The 21663-nt window shown below is 68.8% G+C and carries 19 protein-coding genes; 9 read left to right on the forward strand and 10 right to left on the reverse strand.

The annotated features are described in order from the left end of the window. Positions 1-4 precede the first annotated feature (4 nt). Positions 5-1219 carry a cell division protein FtsZ gene (gene ftsZ, locus BM214_RS07120; protein ID WP_090484958.1) on the forward strand — a complete coding sequence of 405 codons (1215 nt, stop codon included), beginning with the start codon at positions 5-7 and terminating at the stop codon, positions 1217-1219. 221 nt (positions 1220-1440) lie between these two features. Continuing rightward, a complete protein-coding gene (gene lpxC, locus BM214_RS07125) occupies positions 1441-2358 on the forward strand; it encodes a UDP-3-O-acyl-N-acetylglucosamine deacetylase (RefSeq protein WP_090484960.1) in 918 nt (305 codons plus the stop codon). Positions 2359-2370: 12 nt separating this feature from the next. Here the strand turns inward: lpxC and BM214_RS07130 are convergent, their stop codons facing one another. Next, on the reverse strand, positions 2371-2778 hold the full coding sequence (locus tag BM214_RS07130) for a DUF721 domain-containing protein (RefSeq protein WP_177217612.1): 408 nt from the start codon (positions 2776-2778) through the stop codon (positions 2371-2373). A gap of 177 nt (positions 2779-2955) precedes the next feature. Here BM214_RS07130 and secA point away from each other — a divergent pair, with 177 nt between their 5' ends. The 3 genes from secA to BM214_RS07145 are packed head-to-tail and all read left to right on the forward strand — an operon-like array spanning position 2956 to position 8034. Beyond that, entirely contained in the window at positions 2956-5772 is a 2817-nt protein-coding gene (secA, locus tag BM214_RS07135; RefSeq protein WP_090484964.1) for a preprotein translocase subunit SecA, read from the forward strand. Positions 5773-5780: 8 nt separating this feature from the next. Beyond that, positions 5781-6998 carry a bifunctional glutamate N-acetyltransferase/amino-acid acetyltransferase ArgJ gene (gene argJ, locus BM214_RS07140; RefSeq protein ID WP_090484966.1) on the forward strand — a complete coding sequence of 406 codons (1218 nt, stop codon included), beginning with the start codon at positions 5781-5783 and terminating at the stop codon, positions 6996-6998. Between the two features lie 58 nt (positions 6999-7056). Next, positions 7057-8034: a Nudix family hydrolase gene (locus BM214_RS07145; protein ID WP_090484968.1), complete on the forward strand. Its 978-nt coding sequence runs from the start codon at positions 7057-7059 to the stop codon at positions 8032-8034. A gap of 61 nt (positions 8035-8095) precedes the next feature. Here the strand turns inward: BM214_RS07145 and zapD are convergent, their stop codons facing one another. The 8 genes from zapD to BM214_RS07185 all read right to left on the reverse strand — a co-directional run bounded on the left by zapD (position 8096) and on the right by BM214_RS07185 (position 16759). After that, positions 8096-8938: a cell division protein ZapD gene (gene zapD, locus BM214_RS07150; protein WP_177217613.1), complete on the reverse strand. Its 843-nt coding sequence runs from the start codon at positions 8936-8938 to the stop codon at positions 8096-8098. A gap of 27 nt (positions 8939-8965) precedes the next feature. Continuing rightward, positions 8966-9607: a dephospho-CoA kinase gene (gene coaE, locus BM214_RS07155; protein WP_090484972.1), complete on the reverse strand. Its 642-nt coding sequence runs from the start codon at positions 9605-9607 to the stop codon at positions 8966-8968. Continuing rightward, positions 9607-10485 (reverse strand): prepilin peptidase, encoded by an 879-nt coding sequence (locus tag BM214_RS07160; protein WP_090484974.1) that lies wholly within the window; start codon positions 10483-10485, stop codon positions 9607-9609. Before BM214_RS07160 ends, coaE begins: the two co-directional genes overlap by 1 nt. Continuing rightward, positions 10482-11690 carry a type II secretion system F family protein gene (locus tag BM214_RS07165; RefSeq protein ID WP_090484976.1) on the reverse strand — a complete coding sequence of 403 codons (1209 nt, stop codon included), beginning with the start codon at positions 11688-11690 and terminating at the stop codon, positions 10482-10484. The genes BM214_RS07160 and BM214_RS07165 overlap by 4 nt, the downstream gene beginning before the upstream one ends. A gap of 3 nt (positions 11691-11693) precedes the next feature. Beyond that, entirely contained in the window at positions 11694-13409 is a 1716-nt protein-coding gene (gene pilB, locus BM214_RS07170; RefSeq protein ID WP_090484978.1) for a type IV-A pilus assembly ATPase PilB, read from the reverse strand. 68 nt (positions 13410-13477) lie between these two features. Continuing rightward, on the reverse strand, positions 13478-14821 hold the full coding sequence (locus tag BM214_RS07175; RefSeq protein WP_090484981.1) for a sigma-54-dependent transcriptional regulator: 1344 nt from the start codon (positions 14819-14821) through the stop codon (positions 13478-13480). A 21-nt stretch (positions 14822-14842) separates the two neighbouring features. Then, positions 14843-16483: a sensor histidine kinase gene (locus BM214_RS07180; protein ID WP_090484984.1), complete on the reverse strand. Its 1641-nt coding sequence runs from the start codon at positions 16481-16483 to the stop codon at positions 14843-14845. A 36-nt stretch (positions 16484-16519) separates the two neighbouring features. Next, positions 16520-16759 carry a PP0621 family protein gene (locus BM214_RS07185; protein WP_090484986.1) on the reverse strand — a complete coding sequence of 80 codons (240 nt, stop codon included), beginning with the start codon at positions 16757-16759 and terminating at the stop codon, positions 16520-16522. A 127-nt stretch (positions 16760-16886) separates the two neighbouring features. Here BM214_RS07185 and sucC point away from each other — a divergent pair, with 127 nt between their 5' ends. From sucC to BM214_RS07205, 4 genes are all read left to right on the forward strand, one after another. After that, a complete protein-coding gene (sucC, locus tag BM214_RS07190; RefSeq protein WP_090484988.1) occupies positions 16887-18050 on the forward strand; it encodes an ADP-forming succinate--CoA ligase subunit beta in 1164 nt (387 codons plus the stop codon). A 68-nt stretch (positions 18051-18118) separates the two neighbouring features. Then, on the forward strand, positions 18119-18988 hold the full coding sequence (sucD, locus tag BM214_RS07195) for a succinate--CoA ligase subunit alpha (RefSeq protein WP_090484989.1): 870 nt from the start codon (positions 18119-18121) through the stop codon (positions 18986-18988). Between the two features lie 104 nt (positions 18989-19092). Next, on the forward strand, positions 19093-20727 hold the full coding sequence (locus BM214_RS07200) for an NAD+ synthase (protein WP_090484991.1): 1635 nt from the start codon (positions 19093-19095) through the stop codon (positions 20725-20727). Between the two features lie 52 nt (positions 20728-20779). After that, positions 20780-21118: a P-II family nitrogen regulator gene (locus BM214_RS07205; protein ID WP_090484993.1), complete on the forward strand. Its 339-nt coding sequence runs from the start codon at positions 20780-20782 to the stop codon at positions 21116-21118. Positions 21119-21130: 12 nt separating this feature from the next. On the opposite strand, the gene BM214_RS07210 is transcribed toward BM214_RS07205, so the two are convergent. After that, on the reverse strand, positions 21131-21652 hold the full coding sequence (locus tag BM214_RS07210) for a nitroreductase family protein (protein WP_090484995.1): 522 nt from the start codon (positions 21650-21652) through the stop codon (positions 21131-21133). Positions 21653-21663: the final 11 nt, after the last annotated feature.

The following is a 21663-nucleotide window of genomic DNA, read 5'->3' on the forward strand; positions in this document are numbered from 1 at the left end:
AGTCATGTTTGAACTTATGGATACCTATCCGCAGAACGCGGTGATCAAGGTGATCGGCGTCGGCGGTGGCGGCGGCAATGCCGTGCAGCACATGGTCAACGCCTCCATCGAGGGCGTGGACTTCGTCTGCGCCAACACCGATGCCCAGGCCCTGAAGCGGGTGGATGCCAAGACCCTGCTGCAGATGGGCGCCCACATCACCAAGGGGCTGGGGGCCGGTGCCGACCCGGGCGTGGGCCGCGAGGCCGCCCTGGAGGACCGGGAACGCATCCAGGAGGTGATCGACGGGGCCGACATGGTCTTCATCACCGCCGGCATGGGCGGCGGCACGGGCACCGGGGCCGCCCCGGTGGTGGCGCAGATCGCCAAGGAGATGGGGGTGCTGACGGTGGCCGTGGTCACCAAGCCCTTCCCCTTCGAGGGCAAGAAGCGCATGCAGGTAGCCCAGTCGGGCATGGAGAACCTGGCCAAGTACGTGGACTCGCTCATCACCATCCCCAACGACAAGCTGCTCTCGGTGCTGGGCAAGAACGTGACCCTGCTGGATGCCTTCAAGGCCGCCAACGATGTCCTTCTGGGAGCCGTGCAGGGGATCGCTGAACTCATCACCCGTCCGGGGCTGATCAACGTGGACTTCGCCGACGTGCGCACGGTGATGTCCGAGATGGGTATGGCCATGATGGGCACCGGCACCGCCTCCGGTGGAGACCGGGCCCGGGTGGCGGCCGAGGCGGCCATCTCCAGCCCGCTGCTGGAGGACGTGAACATCGCCGGGGCCCGCGGCATCCTGGTGAACGTCACCGCCGGCATGGACATGTCCATCGGTGAATTCGAGGAGGTGGGCGCCGCAGTGAAGGAGTTCGCCTCCGAGGATGCCACCGTGGTGGTGGGTACGGTCATCGACCCGGACATGAACGACGAACTGCGGGTCACCCTGGTGGCCACCGGTCTCGGCGCCCAGTCTCAGGTCGCCCGCCCGGCGCGGGAGAAGCCCAATGTGAAACTGGTGGAAACCCGCCAGCAGGTGGCCGCCGCAGGGGGCGGTGCCGTGGCCACCCAGGCGGATCCGGAGCTGGAGATGATGGATTACGGCCAGGGCGAGCGCCCCGCGGCATCCGCACGCCGCAGCAAGCCCCAGGGGCAGACCTACGACGGCTCCGGCAAGTCCAACATGGACTACCTGGACATCCCCGCCTTCCTGCGCAAGCAGGCGGACTGAGGATGCCTGCACGCAGCGGCCGCCCCGGTCCGGGGCGGTCCGGCTGTCCCTCCAAAGGCCCCTCCGGGCGGGGCCATCCCCCGGAATGCCTGCATGCTGCGCTGCAACATGGTGACAGCTGTGGTATTGTTACCGACTTTTTACGGGCCAGGTCATGATTTGCCGCGGCGGGAACGGCAGGAGGGCCGTCCAACCCGCTCGCCCATCCGAGGACACATACCTTGATCAGACAGCGTACGCTCAAGAACACGATCCGGGCCACCGGGGTCGGGCTCCATACCGGGGAGAAGGTCTACCTGATGTTGCGGCCGGCCCCGGTGAACACCGGTGTGGTCTTTCGCCGCGTGGACCTGGAGCCTGCGGTGGAGATCCGGGCCCATCCGGAGGGGGTGGGGGACACCTGCCTCTCCACCTCCCTGGTGCAGGACGGGGTGCGTGTCTCCACGGTGGAACACCTGATGTCGGCGGTGGCCGGCCTGGGGGTCGACAACCTCTACGTGGATCTCAGCGCCGCCGAGGTCCCCATCATGGATGGCAGCGCCGGACCCTTCGTCTTCCTCATCCAGTCCGCCGGCATCGTCGAGCAGAACGCCCCGAAGCGCTTCATCCGCATCCGCAAGCGGGTGGAGGTGCGGGAAGACGACAAATGGGCCCGCCTGGATCCCTTTGACGGCTTCAAGGTGGCCTTTTCCATCGGTTTTGAGCATCCCATCTTCAAGGATGGCATCCAGAGCGCCGAACTGGATTTTTCCACCACGTCCTTCGTCAAGGAGGTGAGCCGCGCCCGCACCTTCGGGTTCATGCGGGACATCGAGGCCCTGCGCAGCAAGCGCCTGGCCCTGGGGGGGAGCCTGGACAACGCCGTGGTGCTGGACGACTTCCGCGTGCTGAATGAGGACGGTCTGCGCTACCGGGACGAGTTCGTCAAGCACAAGATCCTGGACGCCATCGGCGACACCTACCTGCTGGGGCACAGCCTCATCGGCGCCTTCACCGGCCATAAATCGGGTCATGCCCTGAACAACTGCCTGACGCGCAAGCTGATCCAGGACCCGCAGGCCTACGAGATCATCACCTTCGAGGAGGAGGGAAAGCGCGTGCCCATCTCCTACGCCCAGCCGGCCGCCGCCCCCATCTGAGCCCGCCCCGCCTCAGCGGTCGGCCAGGCGGCGCAGGCTGCGCCTCAGATCCGGGTCCGCCACCGCCCGCGCGGCGTGCTGCAGGGCCTCCCGTGCACGCGGGCTGAGGGGGGGCGGCGGTGTGCCCTGGCCAGTATCCAGGGCCCGCATGGCCGGCTGCACCCGGATGCGCACCGTGCGTGCCGTGACGCCATGGTGGTCCCGCACCTGCTTGAGGATCTCCCGGCGCATGTAGCGCAGGGGATAGGCCCAACTCCCCCCGTCCGTCACCAGCACCAGTTCCCCGTCCCGCAGATTGCCCACCCAGCAGTGGGGCCGCAGCTGTGGCGGCAACAGTTCGCGCACGCTGCCGGTCAGGGCCTCCAGGCGGCGGGCATGCTCCAGCATATGGGGATCGAGATAGGTCCTGGGGGCTCTCATGGGGCGCGGTGGGGCGGCTTGGGATGGACAGATCGAGTCTAGCAATGCCCAAGGGGGGAACACCATGCCCGCACCCTCCCGCTGTACTGGGGGGCGCCGTCCCGCTGCCCCCTGCGTGGCGGTGTCGGATCGGTTATCATCGTCCCCTGTCTTTGGGCAACCCGACGTAGAGCCTTCATGGTCAAGTCCCTGGTAAGAAAGATCTTCGGCAGCCGCAACGACCGCCTGGTCAAGCGTTACGGCAAGGTGGTGGAGCAGGTCAACGCCTTCGAGGAGGAGGTCCGAGGGCTCTCGGATGAGGCCCTCAAGGGGCGCATGCAGACCTTCCGGGAGCGCCTCGACCGGGGCGAAACCGTGGACGACTTGCTCCCGGAGGTCTTCGCCGTGGTGCGTGAGGCGGCGCGCCGGGTCATGGGGATGCGTCACTTCGACGTGCAGCTCATCGGCGGCATGGTCCTCCACGACGGGCGCATCGCCGAGATGCGCACCGGCGAGGGCAAGACCCTGGTGGCCACCCTCTCGGCCTGCCTCAACGCCCTGCCCGGCCGGGGGGTGCACATCATCACGGTCAACGACTACCTGGCCCGCCGCGACGCCGCCTGGATGGGCCGCCTCTACCACGCCCTGGGGCTGAGCGTCGGGGTCATCAACTCCTCCGGCGGGCGGGGCGTGGACAGCGCCTCCTATGTCTTTGATCCGGAATTCCCCGGTTCCGAAGAGGCCCCGGTCCACCTGCGACCCGTGACCCGGCGGGAGGCCTATGCCGCGGATATCACCTACGGCACCAACAACGAATTCGGCTTTGACTACCTGCGGGACAACATGGCTTTCCGCCCGGAGGACCGGGTGCAACGGGACCTGGCCTACGCCATCGTGGACGAGGTGGACTCCATCCTCATCGACGAGGCGCGCACGCCCCTGATCATCTCCGGACCCACCAGTGAGAACTCGGACCTCTATCTGCGCATGAAGGACATCGTGCCGCAGCTCACCCCCCAGGCCGATGAGGAATCCGAGGGGGATTATTACGTCGAGGAGAAGGTCAAGCAGGTCTTTCTGTCCGAGGAGGGGCAGGAAAAGGCCGAGCGCCTGCTGCGGGAGGCGGGGCTGCTGCGGGAGGACCAGGCCCTTTTCGATGCCGCCAGCATCCCCGTGCTGCATCACCTGAACGCCGCCCTGCGGGCCCATGCCCTGTTCCAGCGGGACGTGCACTACCTGGTGCGGGACAACAAGGTCCTCATCATCGACGAGTTCACCGGCCGCATCATGCCCGGCCGGCGCTGGTCCGAGGGCCTGCACCAGGCCATCGAGGCCAAGGAAGGGGTGCCGATCCAGAACGAGAACCAGACCCTGGCCTCCATCACCTTCCAGAACTTCTTCCGCCTCTACGACAAGCTCTCGGGCATGACCGGCACGGCCGACACCGAGGCCTACGAATTCCAGCACATCTATGCCCTGGAGGTGGTGGTCATCCCCACCAACAAGCCCATGATCCGGGATGACCTCCAGGACGTGGTCTACATGACCCAGAAGGAGAAGTACAAGGCCATCATCGAGGAGATCCAGGACTGCGTGCAGCGGCGCCAGCCGGTGCTGGTGGGGACCGCCTCGGTGGAGGCCTCGGAGACCCTCTCGGGGATGCTGAAGAAGGCCGGCATCCACCACGAGGTGCTCAACGCCAAGCAGCACGAACGGGAGGCCCATATCGTCGCCCAGGCGGGCCGGCCGGGGGCCGTGACCATCGCCACCAACATGGCCGGCCGCGGGACCGACATCGTCCTCGGAGGCAGCCTGGACGCGGAACTGGAGGCCCTGGGGGAGCATCCCGATCCGGCCCAGGTGGAGCGGATCAAGGCCGAGTGGGCCAAGCGCCATGAGGCGGTGCTGGATGCCGGCGGTCTGCACATCATCGGCTCCGAGCGCCATGAGTCCCGCCGTATCGACAACCAGCTGCGGGGCCGTGCAGGCCGCCAGGGGGACCCGGGTTCGAGCCGCTTCTTCCTCTCCCTGGAGGACAACCTCATGCGCATCTTCGCCTCCGACCGGGTGAAGACGGTGATGCAGCGCCTGGGCATGAAGGAGGGGGAATCCATCGAGAACCCCTGGGTGACCCGTGCCATCGAGAACGCCCAGCGCAAGGTGGAGGGGCACAACTTCGACATCCGCAAGAACCTGCTGGAATACGATGACGTGGCCAACGACCAGCGCCGCGTCATCTACGAGCAGCGCCGTGAGGTCCTGGATGCCGACGCCATCTCCGACACCATCGCCTCGGTACTGGACGACGTGGTGGACGGGGTCTTCGCCAGCCATGTGCCCCCGGGGAGCGTGGAGGAGCAGTGGGACGTGCAGGGTCTGACCCAGACCCTGGAGAAGGACTTCGCCCTGCAGGCGGATGTGGCCGCCTGGCTGGAGGCGGACGACGATCTCCACGAGGAGAGCCTGCGGGAACGGCTGCGGGAGCGCTTCAAGCAGGCCTTGAAGGACAAGGAGTCCGTGGTGGGGCCGGAGATGATGCGGCGCATCGAGAAGGACGTGATGCTGCAGGTGCTGGACAGCCACTGGAAGGAGCATCTGGTGGCCATGGACTACCTGCGCCAGGGGATCGGCCTGCGCGGGTATGCCCAGCGCAACCCCAAGCAGGAGTACAAGCGCGAGGCCTTCGCCATGTTCGAGTCCCTGCTGGAACGGGTGAAGCACGACGTCATCTCCATGCTCATGCGCCTGCAGGTGCACTCCGCCGAGGACGCCGCCGCCCTGGAGACCCAGGGCCGCAGCGCCCGCCCCCAGGAGATGGAGTTCCAGCACGCCGAGCCGCAGGCCGCCCTGTCCCAGCAGGCGCAGGAGGAGGCGCCGGAGGGGGCCCGCACCGGGGAAGAGGCGGGTGAACCGGAGCGGCCCTACCGTCGTGAGGGGCCCAAGCTGGGGCGCAACGATCCCTGCTGGTGTGGTTCCGGCAAGAAGTACAAGCACTGCCACGGCCGCCTGGAGTGAGCCAGGCCATGGCCGTGCACCTGCATGAACCCGAGACCCTGCTGCCCGTCCCCGGGGTGCGCCTGTCGGCGGTGGCCGCCGGCATCCGCTACCAGGGGCGGGACGACCTGGTGCTGATGGAACTGGCCCCGGGGACCGCCTGCGCCGCGGTCTTCACCCGCAATGCCTTCTGCGCCGCCCCGGTGCAGGTGGCCCGCAGCCATCTGCAGCACTCGCGCAGCCCCCGCTACCTGCTCATCAACGCCGGCAATGCCAATGCCGGTACCGGCGAGGCGGGCAGGGTGGCGGCCCTGGACTGCTGCCGGGCGGTGGCCGGGGAGGGGGATTGCGCCCCCGAGGCGGTACTGCCCTTCTCCACCGGGGTGATCGGGGAACCCCTGCCGGTGGGGCGCATCACCACGGCGCTGCCGGCGGCCCGGTCCGCCCTGTCCGCCCAGGGCTGGATCCCGGCCATGCGCGCCATCATGACCACCGACACCGTGGGCAAGGGCATCAGCGAGCGGGTGACCCTCTCCGGTGGCGAGGTGACCCTCACCGGCATCGCCAAGGGTTCGGGCATGATCCACCCGGACATGGCCACCATGCTGGCCTTTGTGGCCACCGATGCCCGTGTGCCCGAAGAGACCCTGCAGGACCTGCTCCAGGGCTGCGTGGACACCAGCTTCAACGCCATCACCGTGGACGGCGATACCTCCACCAACGATGCCTGTGTCCTGGCGGCCACCGGGGCCTCCGGGGTGGGCCTGGCGGGAGAGGCCGACGTGGCGGCCTTCGCGGCCGCCCTGGACCGCGTCTGCCGCCACCTGGCCCAGGCCATCGTGCGCGACGGCGAGGGGGCCACCAAGTTTGTCACCGTGCGGGTGGAATCTGCCCGGGACATCGCCGAGGCCCGCCGCGTGGCCACCACCGTGGCCCTCTCCCCCCTGGTGAAGACGGCCCTGTTCGCCAGCGATCCCAACTGGGGGCGCATCCTGGCGGCGGTGGGCCGGGCCGAAGTGGCGGACCTGGACGTGGGGGCGGTGTGCATCCATCTGGACGAGGTGTGCATCGTCCGCAATGGGGGGCGCGACCCGGGATACCAGGAGGCGGACGGGGCCCGGGTCATGGCCCGGGACGAGCCGGTGATCAGCATCCATCTGGGGGGGCGGGGTACGGCCTGCACCGAGATCTACACCTGCGATCTTTCCTTCGAGTACGTGCGCATCAACGCCGAGTACCGCTCCTGAGGGGATCCCCCCATGCCGCGGCGGGTCCGCGGAGCTGCAAAGGCCTTTCTCCATACCCATGACCGCACCCCGTTGCCTTGACGTCGCCATCGGCGTGATCCTGGATCCATCCGGGGCCTGTCTCGTGGCCCGCCGTCCCCGGGATCTGCCCCAGGGTGGGCGGTGGGAGTTCCCCGGCGGCAAGGTGGCCCCGGGGGAGTCACCGGCCCGGGCCCTGGCGCGGGAGCTGGACGAGGAGCTGGGGATCCTGCCCCGGCGGGCGGCGCCGCTGATCACCGTGGCCCATGATTACCCCGAGGGGTGCGTGCGTCTGCACGTGTTCACGGTCCATGGCTACGCCGGCAGCCCCCGGGGCCGGGAGGGACAGCCCCTGCGCTGGGTGCCCGTGCAGGACCTGCCGGGGCTGGAGTTCCCCGCCGCCAACCGGCCCATCCTGCGGGCCCTGAGCCTGCCGGACCGCTACCTGATCACCCCGGATCATCCGGATCCGGAGGCGGTGCTGCGGGGGCTGGCCCGTACCCTGGAGAAGGGGACGGTGCGGCTGGTGCAGTTGCGGGCCCCGGCCTGGACGCAGGCAGAGGTGCTGGCCCTGGCGCGGGAGGCGGTGCCCCTGTGCCACCGCCATGGGGCCCGGATCCTGGTCAATGCCGACCCGCAAACGGCCGCTGCGGCGGGGGCCGACGGGGTCCATCTCAACGGGGTACGGCTGGCGCAGTGGGCGGCAAAGGGGGCGCGCCCCCAGGTGGGGGATGGGCAGCTCGTGGCCGCCTCCGTGCACGACGCGGATTCCCTGGGGCAGGCCCGGGGCCTGGGATGTGATTTTGTCGTAATCTCCCCGGTGGCCCCCACGGCCACCCATCCGGGGGCCAGGCCTTTGGGCTGGAACCGGTTCGCGGAACTGGCGCGGGCCGCGGGTTGCCCCGTTTATGCCCTGGGGGGGATGACCCCGGCGCACATCCCCCGGGCCCGGGCTCGGGGCGGCCAGGGCGTGGCGGGGATCCGCGGCCTGTGGCAGGGGGAAGGGGTCGGCGGGTGATCCCGGGCTACGGGGGCCGCGCCCACGGCCGGGCCCATCTCCGGGGAGGATGCACCGGGGTCTACAGGGCGCAGCAGGTGAGGACGAACTCCACGTCCCGGTTGCATTGCGGGGCGCGGTTGCGCAGGTCCCCGGGTTCCAGGAAACGCACGTTGAACCGCTGCCGGCCGGCGCTGATCTCGGGATAGCAGGGGGCGTTCTGCGGCAGGGCGATGCGGATCATCTGCCAGGGCTGGCCGGGATCCAGGGTCTGCTCGTGGAAGCCCTGGGGCGCCGTCAGCTCCTTGGGGTTGCCGCTCTCGCGCACCAGCTTGAGGATCAGGGCCACCGCCTCCTGCACCACGGAGAAGGGGGCCGCCCATTCCTCCAGCTGCCGCCGGCGTTCCGCCGCCGGGCGCATGAGCCAGAAGTGGTAGGCCGGCAGGTCGAAGTCACAGGTCCCCCCGGGGATGGCCGCCCGCTGGCGGATGCTGTTGAAGAAGTCGCTGCCCTTGACCGCCTGATCCAGCTGGCCGCTCAGGGTGTGGATGGATTCGATGAGGCGGCGCTGCTGTTTCATCACCGACTGCAGCCGCCGGGGGTCCACCCCGGGGTCCTCCCCCAGCCGGCTGAAATGGGCCACCTGGCGTTCCAGTTCCTTCATGAGCTCACGCTTGAGATCCACCCGGTGGGTGAGGTTGATCAGTTCGATCAGGGTGAGCAGGCAATGGTGGGTGTCCGGACCGCTGTCCTGCTGCAGGCTGTGCCGGAAGCGCTGCATGAGCACCTCCAGGCGCATGAACAGACGCATGCGCTCATGCAGGGGCTGTTCGTAGATGACGGAACCCTTCACGGCTGGACCCGCTGGCGGTGGCTGGGGCGCATGATCTCTATTTTCCGTTCTGCGTCCGAAATTCACAAACATGTCGTCCCCTCGGCCCGGGGAGGGCGGTCATGGATCCCCGGCGGAGGCGGCCCGTTCCAGGTAGCGGCGGTGCAGGGCCTCCACCCGCGGCTCCAGTTCGCTGGGTGGGCCGCTGTTGTCGATGACATCATCCGCGGCCTGCAGCCGGAGTTCCCGGGGGGCCTGGGCCTCCAGGATGGCCTGGATCTGCTGCGGTGATACGCCGTCCCGCGCCCCGGCCCGCTGCCGCTGCAGGTCCTGGGGACAATCCACCACCAGCACCCGGTCCACCCGGTGCTGCATCCCGGACTCGACCAGAAGGGGGGCCACCAACAGGCAGTAGGGGGCCTTAGTTGTTGATTTTTGGCGATCTATTGCCTCCCAGATCATAGGGTGAAGGATTCCCTCCAGTCTGTGACGGGCTTGGCTGTTCCGGAATACCCGGTCCCGGAGGGCGGCCCGATCCAGCTGTCCCCGCGGATCCAGGATGTCCTCGCCGAAGGCCTCCACCAGGGCCCGCAACCCGGGGGTGCCCGGGGCCACCACCTGCCGGGCCACCCGGTCGGCATCGATGATCCCGGCGCCGCGGGCCTCGAACAGGCGGGCCACGGTGGACTTGCCGCTGCCGATGCCGCCGGTGAGACCGACGGTGAAGGGGGCCGTGGGGGAGGCGGCGGGTGTGGGGATCATCACCAGGCCAGGCCCGCACCGCGCAGGTAGGCCGTCACCAGGGGGTCGCCCCAGAGCAGGGCGATCCAGCCGGCGGCGGCCAGGTAGGGACCGAAGGGGATGGGCAACTCCCGGTCGCGTCCGCGCAGGACGATGAGGGCGATGCCCACCAGGGCCCCCACCAGGGAGGCCAGGAGGATGACCAGTGGCAGCATCTGCCAGCCCAGCCAGGCCCCCAGCAGGGCGAAGAGCTTGAAGTCGCCATAGCCCATGCCTTCCTTGCCGGTGAGCAGGCGGAAGGCCTGGTACACGCCCCACAGGCTGAGATAGCCGATCACCGCCCCCAGGAGGCTGCTGGTGGGGTCGGTGAAGAGGGTCCCCAGATTGACCAGCAGCCCGAGCCAGAGTACCGGCAGGGTGAGGGCATCCGGCAGCAGGGAGGTGCGCAGGTCGATCACCGCCAGGGCCAGCAGGCTCCAGGTGAGGGCCAGGGCGGCCGCCCCGGCCCAGGTGACCCCGAAATGGGCCACCACCACCACGGACAGCACCGCCGTCACCCCCTCCACCAGGGGGTACTGGGGGGAGATGCGGGCGCGGCAGGCGGCGCAGCGTCCGCGCAGCACCAGATAGCTGAGCAGGGGGATGTTCTCCAGGGGGCCGATGCGGTGTCCGCAGGCGGGGCAGCGGGATCCGGGCACCAGCAGGTTGAAGGGGCCATGGGCCTCTTCCCCGGCCGCGTCCTCGTTCCCCAGCCAGGCGCGGGCCTCGCGCTGCCATTGGCGTTCCATCATCACCGGCAGGCGGTGGATGACCACATTGAGGAAGCTCCCTATCACCGCCCCCAGCAGGGCGGCGGCAGCGAGGATCCAGGCGGGGTGCAGGCCGAGCAGATCCGTCATACCACCGACCCCAGCTGGAAGATGGGCAGGTACATGGCGATCACCAGGCCGCCCACCACGATCCCCAAAAAGGCCATGATCATGGGCTCCATGAGGCTGGAGAGGGCATCCACCATGTTGTCCACCTCCTCCTCGTAGAAGTCCGCCACCTTGCCCAGCATCTCGTCCAGGGAGCCGGATTCTTCACCGATGGCCACCATCTGCACCACCATGTTGGGGAATACGTTGGTGTCGCGCATGGCCTGTTGCAGCTGGGTGCCGCCGGCGGTCTCATCGCGCATGCGCATGGTGGCCTCGTAGTAGAGGGCGTTGCCGGTGGCCCCGGCCACCGACTGCATGGCCTCCACCAGGGGGACGCCGGCGGAGAACATGGTGGCCAGGGTGCGGGCGAAGCGGGCGATGGCCGCCTTGCGCAGCAGTTCCCCCACCACCGGGATGCGCAGGGAGAGCAGGTCCAGTTGCCGGCGAAAGCCCGGGGAGCGCTTGCGCGCCTGGGTGAAGGCGACCCCGGCCAGGGCGATGCCGCCGAAGACGGCCCACCAGTAGGCCTGAAAGAACTCGGAGATGCCGATGACAAAGCGGGTGAAGACCGGCAGGTCGGCGCCGAATCCCCGGAACAGGTCCTGGAACTGGGGCACCACGAAGATCAGCAGGATGGCGGTGACGATGAAGGCCACCACGATCACCGCCGCCGGGTAGAACATGGCCTTCTTGATCTTGGCCTTGAGGGATTCGGTCTTCTCCTTATAAGTGGCGATGCGGTTCAGCAGGGTCTCCAGGGCCCCGGACTGCTCGCCGGCGCTCACCAGGTTGACCACCAGGTCATCGAACTGCAGGGGGTGCCTGCGCAGGGCGCTGGCGAAGGTGGAGCCGCCCTCCACATCCGACTTGATGCGGATGATCAGCTCCTGCATGGAGGGGTTCTCGTGCCCACGCCCCACGATCTCGAAGGCCTGCACCAAGGGGACGCCAGCACTCATCATGGTGGACATCTGACGCAGGAACACGGCCACGTCCTTGGGCGTGATCTTCTTCTTGGCGCCGAACAGGGGCTTGGGTTTCTTTCGGATCTTCAGGGGGTTGATGCCCTGGCGCCGCAGCTCGGCCTTGGCCAGGTTCTCGCTGGTGGCGCTGGTCTCCCCCTTGACCCGCACCCCCTTCTTGTCCACCCCTTCCCAGATGAAGATCGTGGTTGACTCGGCCATGGTTTAATCCTTGGTGACGCGGTTGATCTCTTCGAGGCTGGTGATGCCCGCCTTGACCTTGAGCAGCCCGGCGCGGCGCAGGTCGTCCACCCCCTCGCTGCGCGCCTGTTCCGCCAGCTGCATGGCGTTGCCCCCCTCCAGGATCAGACGCTGCATGGACTCGGACACGGGCAGGACCTGGTAGATGCCCACCCGGCCCTTGTAACCCTGGGTGCAGCGGTCGCAGCCCACGGGCTTGTACAGGGTGATCCCCTGTTCCACTTCTTCCTCGGTGAAGCCCTCCTCCAGCAGCACCTCCTTGGGCACCTCCTCCGGGGCCTTGCAATGATTGCACAGGCGCCGTGCCAGACGCTGGGCAATGATCAGCAGGATGGAGGAGGCGATGTTGTAGGCGGGCACGCCCATGTTGGCCAGCCGGGTGAGGGTCTGGGGGGCGTCGTTGGTGTGCAGGGTGGAGAGCACCAGATGTCCCGTCTGCGCCGCCTTGATGGCGATTTCCGCCGTCTCCAGGTCGCGGATCTCCCCCACCATGATCACGTCCGGGTCCTGGCGCAGGAAGGCGCGCAGGGCGCTGGCGAAGGTGAGCCCCACCTTGGTGTTGACGTTCACCTGGTTGATGCCGGGCATGTTGATCTCCGCCGGGTCCTCGGCGGTGGAGATGTTGCGGTCCGGGGTATTGAGGATGCCCAGGCCCGTGTACAGGGACACGGTCTTGCCCGAACCCGTGGGGCCGGTGACCAGGATCATGCCGTAGGGCTTGCTCAGGGCATTCATGTAGAGCTCTTTCTGGTGGGGCTCGTAGCCCAGTTCGTCGATGCCCAAAAAGGCGCTGGTGGGGTCCAGGATACGCAGCACCACCTTCTCGCCGTAGAGGGTGGGGCAGGTGTTGACGCGAAAGTCGATGGCGCGGTTGCGCGAGAGCTGCATCTTGATGCGCCCGTCCTGGGGGATGCGCCGCTCGGAGATGTCCATGCGGGAGAGGACCTTGATGCGGGCGATGATGCGCGGCGCTAGGTTCACCGGGGGATGGGCCACCTCGGTGAGCACCCCGTCCATGCGAAAGCGCACCCGGAATTCCCGCTCGTAGGGTTCGAAGTGGATGTCCGAGGCCTTCTTGTTGATGGCATCCAGCATGACCTTGTTGACGAAGCGCACCACCGGGGTGTCGTCCAGCTCGCTCTCGGAGACCTCCGGTCCCTTGTCGTCCTCATCGCTCTTGAGCTGGAGGTCGTCCAGGTCCTCGTCCATGAGGCCTTCCATCATGCTGCGGGAGTCGTTGAGGCTGTCTTCGATGAGCCGGGTGAGCTTGTCCTGTTCCACCAGCACCGGCTCGGTGGCGATGCCGGTGTTGAACTTGATCTCATCCAGGGCGGTGAGGTTCATGGGATCGGCCAGGCCCACGAACAGCCGGTTGCCCCGGCGGTACAGGGGCAGGGCCTGGTGCTGGCGCACCAGCTTCTCGTCCACCAGGTTGCGGGGCAGGTGCTCCCGGTCCAGGGCCTCCAGGTCGAATACGGGGGTGCCGAATTCCTCCGAGGCCGCCTGGGCCAGGTCGCGGGCGTTCACCAGCTTCTCGTCCACCAGGCAGGCCACCAGGGGGACGCGCTTCTTGCGCGCCTGTTCCATGGCCCGGTTGGCGTCGGATTCGTTGAGGAGTCCGTCCTGGACCAGTCTGCGGGCGAGGCCGCTGAGGGGCAGGGAGCTGGCGGGTGTCGACATGGTGGACCGTTCTGGGTATGGATTGGGGGCGGGGGCTTCACACGGCCGTGGTCGCGTGTCCGGCGGCGTCAGTCATGGTGAAGCCCCAACTGTCTCAGGCGAAAACGCATCTGGCGCCGGGTCAGGCCCAGCAGACGGGCCGCGGCGTCGGCCTCGCCGCCACTGCGCTCCAGGGCCTGGAGGAGGGCCTGTTTCTCCTCCGATGCCAGCCGTGCCTCCAGGGGTTCCCCGCAGGCCCGGGCAGGGGGGGGCTCCACGGCACTGGGAAACTGCAGGTCCTGGGGGCCGATGAGCGCCCCGTCCGAGAGGGTAGCCGCCCGCTCCAGGATGTTTTCCAGCTCGCGCACGTTGCCGGGATAGTCGTAGCGCTCCAGCCGCGCCAGGGCCTCGGGGCTGAGCCGCCGGCGCCCCTCCGCCGCGCGTTGCGCCAGGCGCTCCAGGATATGTTCCGCCAGTTGCGGCAGGTCCTCCATGCGCTCCCGCAGGCTGGGCACCCGCAGCTCGATCACATTGAGCCGGTAGAAGAGGTCCTGGCGGAACCGGCCCGCCTGGACCTCCTGGGTGAGGTCTTTGTGGGAGGCGGAGAGGATGCGCACGTCCGTGGCGGTCTCCGTCTGGGCCCCCACCGGCCGCACCGCCCGTTCCTGGATGGCCCGCAGGAGTTTCACCTGCATGTGCAGGGGCAGTTCCGCCACCTCGTCGAGGAACAGGGTACCGCCGTGGGCGGCCTGGAAGAGCCCGGGCCGGTCGGCGGTGGCCCCGGTGAAGCTCCCCTTGACGTGGCCGAAGAACTCGCTCTCCATCAATTCGGTGGGGATGGCGCCGCAGTTCACCGGAACGAACGGCTGGTCCGCCCGCGGACCCCGGCGGTGGATCTCCCGGGCCACCCGCTCCTTGCCGCTGCCGGACTCCCCGAGAATATAGACCGGGGCCTGGCTGCGCGCCAGCTTGGTCAGGGTCTCCTTCAGCCGGCGCATGGCCGGGGCATCCCCCAACAGGGGTTCCCCCTCCCCCTCGCCGGGCGATGGCGTGCCCTTCCCTTCCCCGGAGAGCTTGAGCGCCGTGTGCACCAGGTCCCGCAGGGTCTTGAGTTCCACCGGCTTGGAGACGAAATCGAAGGCCCCGGCCTTGAGGGCCTGTACCGCGGTGTCCACGCAGCCGTAGGCCGTGATCACCGCCACCGGTAATCGGGGATGGCGTTCCTGGATGTATTGCACCAGTTCGATGCCGTCCCCGTCCGGCAGGCGCATGTCGGTGAGGCACAGGTCAAAGTGGTCGCTCTCCAGAAACCCCCGGGCTTGGGACAATGAGTTGGCGGCGCGGGTCTGCAGTTTCATCCGCCCCAGGGTGATCTCCAGCAACTCCCGGATGTCGGGTTCGTCATCGATGATCAGAACGTTGCGGATGCCCATAGGGGTGACGTCGGCCTTGGCTCAGGCGGGCGGGACGGACCCGCGCGGCTCCTGTGCGGGGAAGCGGATGCGAAAGCAGCTGCCGCCCGTGGGCAGCGGGAGGTATTCCAGTGTCCCCCCGTTGTTTTCGCACAGCTCCCGGGCAATGTACAGACCGAGTCCCGTACCCCGGGTGCCGGAGGTGACGAAGGGCTCGAAGAGCTGGCGCAGGATGGCGGGGCGGACCCCGTGGCCTGCGTCCTGGACGTCCACGAAGGGGCGGGAAGCGGGGGTGTCCATGCCCCCCTGGATACGGATCTGTGGCGGCTCCCCATCCCGGGTGCCGTAACGCAGGGCATTCAGGCACAGGTTCCAGAGCACCTGGTGCAGTTGTTCCGGGTCGAAGCGCGCCTGCAGGACCTCGGGCCCGAGGCGCACCTCCAGCTGGGCCGGTGTCAGGTGATGATGGGCGCGGAAGTCCCGTGCGAAGGTCTCCAGCCAGGGGCCCAGGTCCAGGGTCTCCGAGCGGGGGGCGGCGCGCCGCGACAACCCCAGGACGTTCTCGATGAGGCGGTTCATGCGCCGGCTCTGGTCCTGGATGATCCCCGCCAGCCGGCGGTCCGGGGCCTCCAGGGTTTCGGACTCCCCCAACAGCTGCGCGGCGTGGCTGATGGCCCCCAGGGGGTTGCGGATCTCGTGGGCGATGCTGGCGGTCAGGCGCCCCAGGGAGGCCAGTTTCGCCGCCTGCATCTGGCGGCGAAGCTCCGCCGTGTCCTCCATGAAGATGAGGGTGCCCACGGCCCGGTCCACCCCCAGTCGCGTGAAGCGCACCCGCAACTCCGGGCCCCGGGCGTCGGCGGGGATGGTGTGCAGGTCCTGGCCCGCGGGGGCCGCCTGCAGCCAGCGGCGCCAGGCCGCCTCCACCCCGGGGGCGAGTCGCGCCAGGCGATGCGGCGTTGTGGCGGCCGGGTGCCCCAGCAGGGCCCAGGCCGCCTCGTTGATGAGATAGACCTGGCCGTCGTCGTTGACCACGATGATGCCCGACTGCATGCGTTCGATGATGTGGGCGTTGAGTTCGGCCAGGTTGGCCAGGTCAATGCTGTGGCGCCGCGCCAGGGCCTCGCTCTCCCGCGCCCGCCGCGAGAGCACCAGGGCCAGCAGGGCGGTGGCGAAGAGCCCGGCCCCCAGCAGGCCGGCCTGGGTGAGTCCGGCGTCCTCGGAGGGCTGGGTCAGGCCGATGCGCAGCTGGGAGATCAGCAGCGCCAGCGAGGCCAGGGCGGCGAAGAAGAGGGCGGGGCGGCCCGGTGCCAGCAGGGCCAGGCCCGCCACGGCCGGGATGGCCAGCATGCCCAGGCCACTGTCGACGCCGCCGCTGGCGTGGGTCAGGACGGTGATCAAGAGCACATCGGCCGTGCCCTGGAGGGGGATCTGCAGATCCGCTGCGGGACGCCGCAGGCGGGCCCCGGTGCCGAAGGCCAGGCTCAGGGCCACGTAGAGGGCGGCGGCGGCGAGGAAGAGGCGCGGGTGGCTGCTGCCCAGGGCCTCCGGGCCCGTGCCCAGGAGCATCAGGGCCAGCAGGAGTCCGGCGACGAAGAGGCGATAGAAGGAAAACAGGCGCAGTGCCCGCCAGGTCTCCTCCGGCGAGCGTCCCGCGGTGAGGCCCTGGGGCGTGTCGCCGCGCATGGCCCGGATGCGTTCGAGGGGTGGCGGCAGGGGCCGTTATTCTCGTGTAGACTCTGGGGTCATGGCGAGACGGCGGTGGTCCTCGGAGCAGTATGCCCGATCGCCGTCGCGCACGGCCTCCTCCTCGGGCACATGCAGCCCGCAGTAGTCGCAGCGCACCATCCTGCGGCTGCCCAGCTGGCCCGGCGTGGGTCGCTTCACATCGGGGGTGCGCAGCAGCAGGCGGACCACCATGAACAGCAGCACGAGAGAGGCGATGAGAAACAGGATGTGCATCGGTCGCGTGAGCCGGTTTGAGTGATGTGGCAAAAGGTACTACAGAAACGGCGTTGGCGGTGAATCCCCCGGCCGGGACGTGGTCGGTGGTTGTCAGCAAAATCCATCCCTTGGATACTGCGAATCCATGAACCTGCACGAGTTTCAGGCCAAGGCCCTGCTGGGCCGCTACGGCATCCCGGTGCCGCAGGGGGTGTGCGTGGACGATGTCGCCGAGGCGGAGGCGGCCGCCCGTCGGCTGGGGGGGGATGCCTGGGTGGTCAAGGCCCAGGTTCATGCCGGAGGCCGCGGCAAGGCCGGGGGTGTGCGCCGGGTGTCCGGTCCCGGGGCCCTGCGCGAGGCGGTGGATCAGCTGCTGGGCAGCGATCTGGTCACCCCCCAGAGCGGTGGCCGGGGCTTGCCGGTGGACCAGGTCCTGGTGGAGACCCTCACCGACATCCGCCGGGAACTCTATGTCAGCCTGCTGGTGGACCGAGGTCCCGGACGGGTGGCGGTGGTGGTCTCCGATGCCGGGGGCATGGACATCGAGGAGGTGGCCGCCCGCACCCCGGAGCGGCTGCTGACCCTGCATGTGGATCCGGTGACCGGGCTCATGCCCTACCAGGGACGCCGCGCCGCCTTCGCCCTGGGGCTGGAGGGGGGGCAGGTGGCCGCCTTCACGGACCTGCTCACCCGCCTCTATGAACTGTTCATCTCCAGCGACGCCAGCCTGGTGGAGATCAACCCCCTGGTGGTGACGGGGGACGGGGCGCTGGTGGCCCTGGACGCCAAGGTCAACGTGGACGACAACGCCCTGTACCGCCGTTCCGACCTGGCTTTGCTGCGGGATATGCGTCAGGAGGACCCCCGCGAGGCCCGGGCCCGGGAGCACGAACTCAACTACGTGCGCCTGGACGGCAACATCGGCTGCATGGTCAACGGCGCCGGTCTGGCCATGGCCACCATGGACCTGATCCAGTTGCACGGTGGTGCCCCCGCCAACTTCCTGGACGTGGGTGGCGGCACCACCGCGGCCCGAGTGAGTGAGGCCTTCAAGCTGATCCTCTCCGACGATGCGGTGCGTGCCGTCTTCGTCAACATCTTCGGGGGCATCGTGCGCTGCGACCTCATCGCCGAGGGCATCATCGCCGCGGTGCAGGAGGTGCACGTGGAGGTGCCGGTGGTGGTGCGCCTGGAGGGCACCAAGGTGGAGGAGGGGCGGCGCCTGCTGGCGGAGAGCGGGTTCAACATCATCACCGCCCGGGGCCTCACCGACGGGGCCCGCCGGGTGGTGGAGGCGGCCGGGGGCTGATCCGGGGCGCGACACACCCAGGGCGGCGCCCGTGCCGCATGCGACGACGAGGCCGACGCGGACCTTCCATGAGCATCCTGATCGACAAGCACACCCGGGTCATCTGCCAGGGCTTCACCGGCCGGCAGGGGACCTTCCATTCCGAGCAGTCCATTGCCTACGGCACCCGCATGGTGGGGGGGGTCACCCCCGGCAAGGGGGGGCAGCGTCACCTGGGACTGCCGGTGTTCGATACCGTGTACGAGGCCGTGGAACAGGCCGGGGCCGAGGCCACCATGATCTATGTGCCGGCCGCCTTCGCCGCCGACGCCATCCTGGAGGCGGCGGACGCCGGCATTCGGGTCATCGTCTGCATCACCGAGGGGATCCCGGTGCTGGACATGCTCCAGGTGCGCACCGCCCTGCAAGGGCGGGAGGTACACCTCATCGGACCCAACTGCCCCGGCATCATCACCCCCGGGGAGTGCAAGATCGGCATCATGCCGGGCCATATCCATACCCCCGGCCGGGTGGGCATCGTCTCCCGCTCCGGCACCCTCACCTACGAGGCGGTGCAGCAGACCACGGAGACCGGGCTCGGCCAGAGCACCTGCGTGGGCATCGGCGGCGATCCCATCCAGGGCATGGATTTCGTGGACTGCCTGGAGCGCTTCCAGCAGGACGAGGGCACCGAGGGGATCATCCTGGTGGGGGAGATCGGCGGCACCGCCGAGGAGGCCGCCGCCGATTACATCCGCGCCCATGTCACCAAGCCGGTGGTGGCCTACATCGCCGGCGTGACGGCACCCCCGGGGCGGCGCATGGGCCATGCCGGGGCCATCGTCTCCGGGGGGCAGGGCACGGCAGACCAGAAGTTCGCCGCCCTGGAAGCGGCCGGTGTGACGGTGGTGCGCTCCCCGGCGGACATGGGTCGGCAGATGCAGGCCCTGCTGGCCTGATCCCCCCGCAACCGGCCCGCAACTCCGGTCCCGATCCCGTTCCCGGGTGGGGCCCTATCCTCCCTTGACTGCATACCGCCATGGACCGATCCCCTGACCCGCACATGCCCCAGACGATCCGGATCGCCCTGGCCCAGGTGAACCTCCTGGTGGGCGACGTGGAAGGCAATGCCGAGCGCATCATCGCCGCCGCCCGCGAGGCCCGGGACCGGGATGGGGCCACCCTGGTGATGTTCCCCGAACTGGCCCTCACCGGCTATCCACCGGAGGATCTGCTGCTGCGCAAAAGCCTGTTGCAGCGGGTCTCCCGTGCCCTGGAACAGCTGGCCCGGGAGACTCGGGGCATCGACTGCCTGCTGGGGCTGCCCATGGAGGATGAACAGGGACTGTTCAATAGCGCCGTGCTCCTGCGGGATGGGGGCGTGGTGGCGCGCTATGACAAGCAGATCCTGCCCAACTACAGCGTCTTCGACGAGAAACGCTACTTCCATCCAGGACGGGAGGCCTGTGTCGTGGAGATAGGCGGTATCCCCATGGGGGTGACCGTCTGCGAGGACATCTGGGCACCGGGGCCGGCGACCCGGGCCCGGGAGGCGGGGGCCGAACTGATCCTCAATATCAACGCCTCGCCCTATCACCTGGGCAAGCACGATGAACGGGTCCAGGTGTTGCAGGCCCGGGTGCGGGAGACGGGTCTGCCGGTGGTCTACGTCAATCTGGTGGGGGGGCAGGACGAGCTGGTGTTCGACGGTCATTCCCTGGCCATGGACGCCAGCGGCCAACTGTGCCTGGCGGCGCCCCCCTGGCGGGAACACCGGGCACTTTTGGAGGTGCACCGGGAGGACGGGCGGGTGCATCTCCGCGGCGGGGTGATGGCCCCGCCCCAGCCCCCCGAGGCCAGCCTCTACGACGCCCTGGTCCTGGGGGTGCGGGACTACGTCAACAAGAACGGCTTCAAGGGGGTGGTACTGGGGCTCTCCGGCGGCATCGATTCGGCACTGGCCCTGTGCATCGCCGTGGACGCCCTGGGGCCGGAGGCGGTGGAGGCCATCATGATGCCCTACCGCTACACCGCCGACATGAGCCGGGAGGATGCCCGCGCCCAGGCGCGGCTGCTGGGGGTGCACTTTCGCGAGATCCCCATCGCCCCCATGGTGGAGGCCTTCATGGACAGTCTGGCGGAGGCCTTCTCCGGGCTGGCGGCGGACACCACCGAGGAGAACATCCAGGCCCGCTGCCGGGGCACCATCCTCATGGCCTTCTCCAACAAGACCGGGCGCATGCTCCTCACCACCGGCAACAAGAGCGAACTGGCCGTGGGCTATGCCACCCTCTACGGGGACATGGCCGGGGGATTCGCCCCCCTCAAGGACGTCTCCAAGCTCTGGGTCTACCGCCTGGCCCGGTTCCGCAACGCCCGGGGGCCGGCCATCCCCCAGCGGGTCATCGATCGCCCGCCCTCGGCGGAACTGGCCCCGGGGCAGCAGGACGAGGACAGCCTGCCGCCCTACGCAGTGCTGGATCCCATCCTGGAGCGCTTCGTGGAGCAGGACCAGTCCTTCGGCCAGATCGTCGAGGCGGGCTTCGATGCGGCCGTGGTGCGCCGCGTCATCGGTCTGGTGCTGCGCAATGAGTACAAGCGCCGCCAGGCCCCGCCGGGGGTGCGGGTGACGCGCCGCGCCTTCGGCAAGGACCGGCGCTATCCCATTACATCCGGCTATGGGCGGCTGCTAAAATAATCCGCTTGTGGCATGTTGGCCGCTTCCATGACTGCTCAGGAAAACCAATTCCATGAAGAAGATCGAAGCCATCATCAAGCCGTTCAAGCTCGAGGACGTGCGCGAGGCGCTGATGGAGATCGGCGTCACCGGCCTCACCGCCACCGAGGTGAAGGGCTTCGGGCGGCAGAAGGGCCATACCGAGCTCTATCGCGGTGCCGAATACGTGGTGGATTTCATCCCCAAGGTGAAGCTGGAGATCGGCGTGGATGACGGCCTCGTGGATGCCTGCGTCGAGGCCATCATCAAGGCCGCGCGCACCGGCAAGATCGGCGACGGCAAGATCTTCGTCAGTGACATGGAGCGGGCCATCCGCATCCGCACCGGCGAGGAGAACAGCGACGCCCTCTGAGGGCGGGGCCGCCTAGCGGCGGCTCACCACCTCATCCAGGGGCCGCCGGTGGGACTCCTCCGGCAGCTCCGCCGGGTAGCCGATGCACAGCAGGGCCACGGGCCGCAGCCCCGGTTGCAGTTCCAGCGCCTGCAGCACGGCCGCCTCGTCGAAGAAGCCCACCCAGGTGGATCCGAGGCCCGCGGCCACGGCGGCCAGCTGGGCGTAGGCGGCGGCGATGGTGGCGTCCTGCAGGGCGAACAGGTCCCGCCCCCGCTGGCCGTACTGTTGCCCGGCACGCTCGGCATCGGTGCAGAAGACCAGGGTGACCGGGGCCTGGGCCACGAAGTCCTGGCCATTGGCGGCGTGCATGAGCCGCTCGCGCAGCTGCGGGTCGCTCACGCTGACGATACGGTAGGACTGCAGGTCCCCGGCCGAAGGGGCGGCCACCGCCGTCTCCAGGATGGCATGCAGCTTTTCCGGCTCCACCGGCATGTCCGTCTGATAGCGGCGCACGGAATGGCGGTGCCGGACCGTCTGAAAGAAATTCCACATGCCCGCGTTCT

This window comes from Ectothiorhodospira mobilis (assembly GCF_900114895.1).
Classification (GTDB): Bacteria; Pseudomonadota; Gammaproteobacteria; order Ectothiorhodospirales; family Ectothiorhodospiraceae; genus Ectothiorhodospira; species Ectothiorhodospira mobilis_A.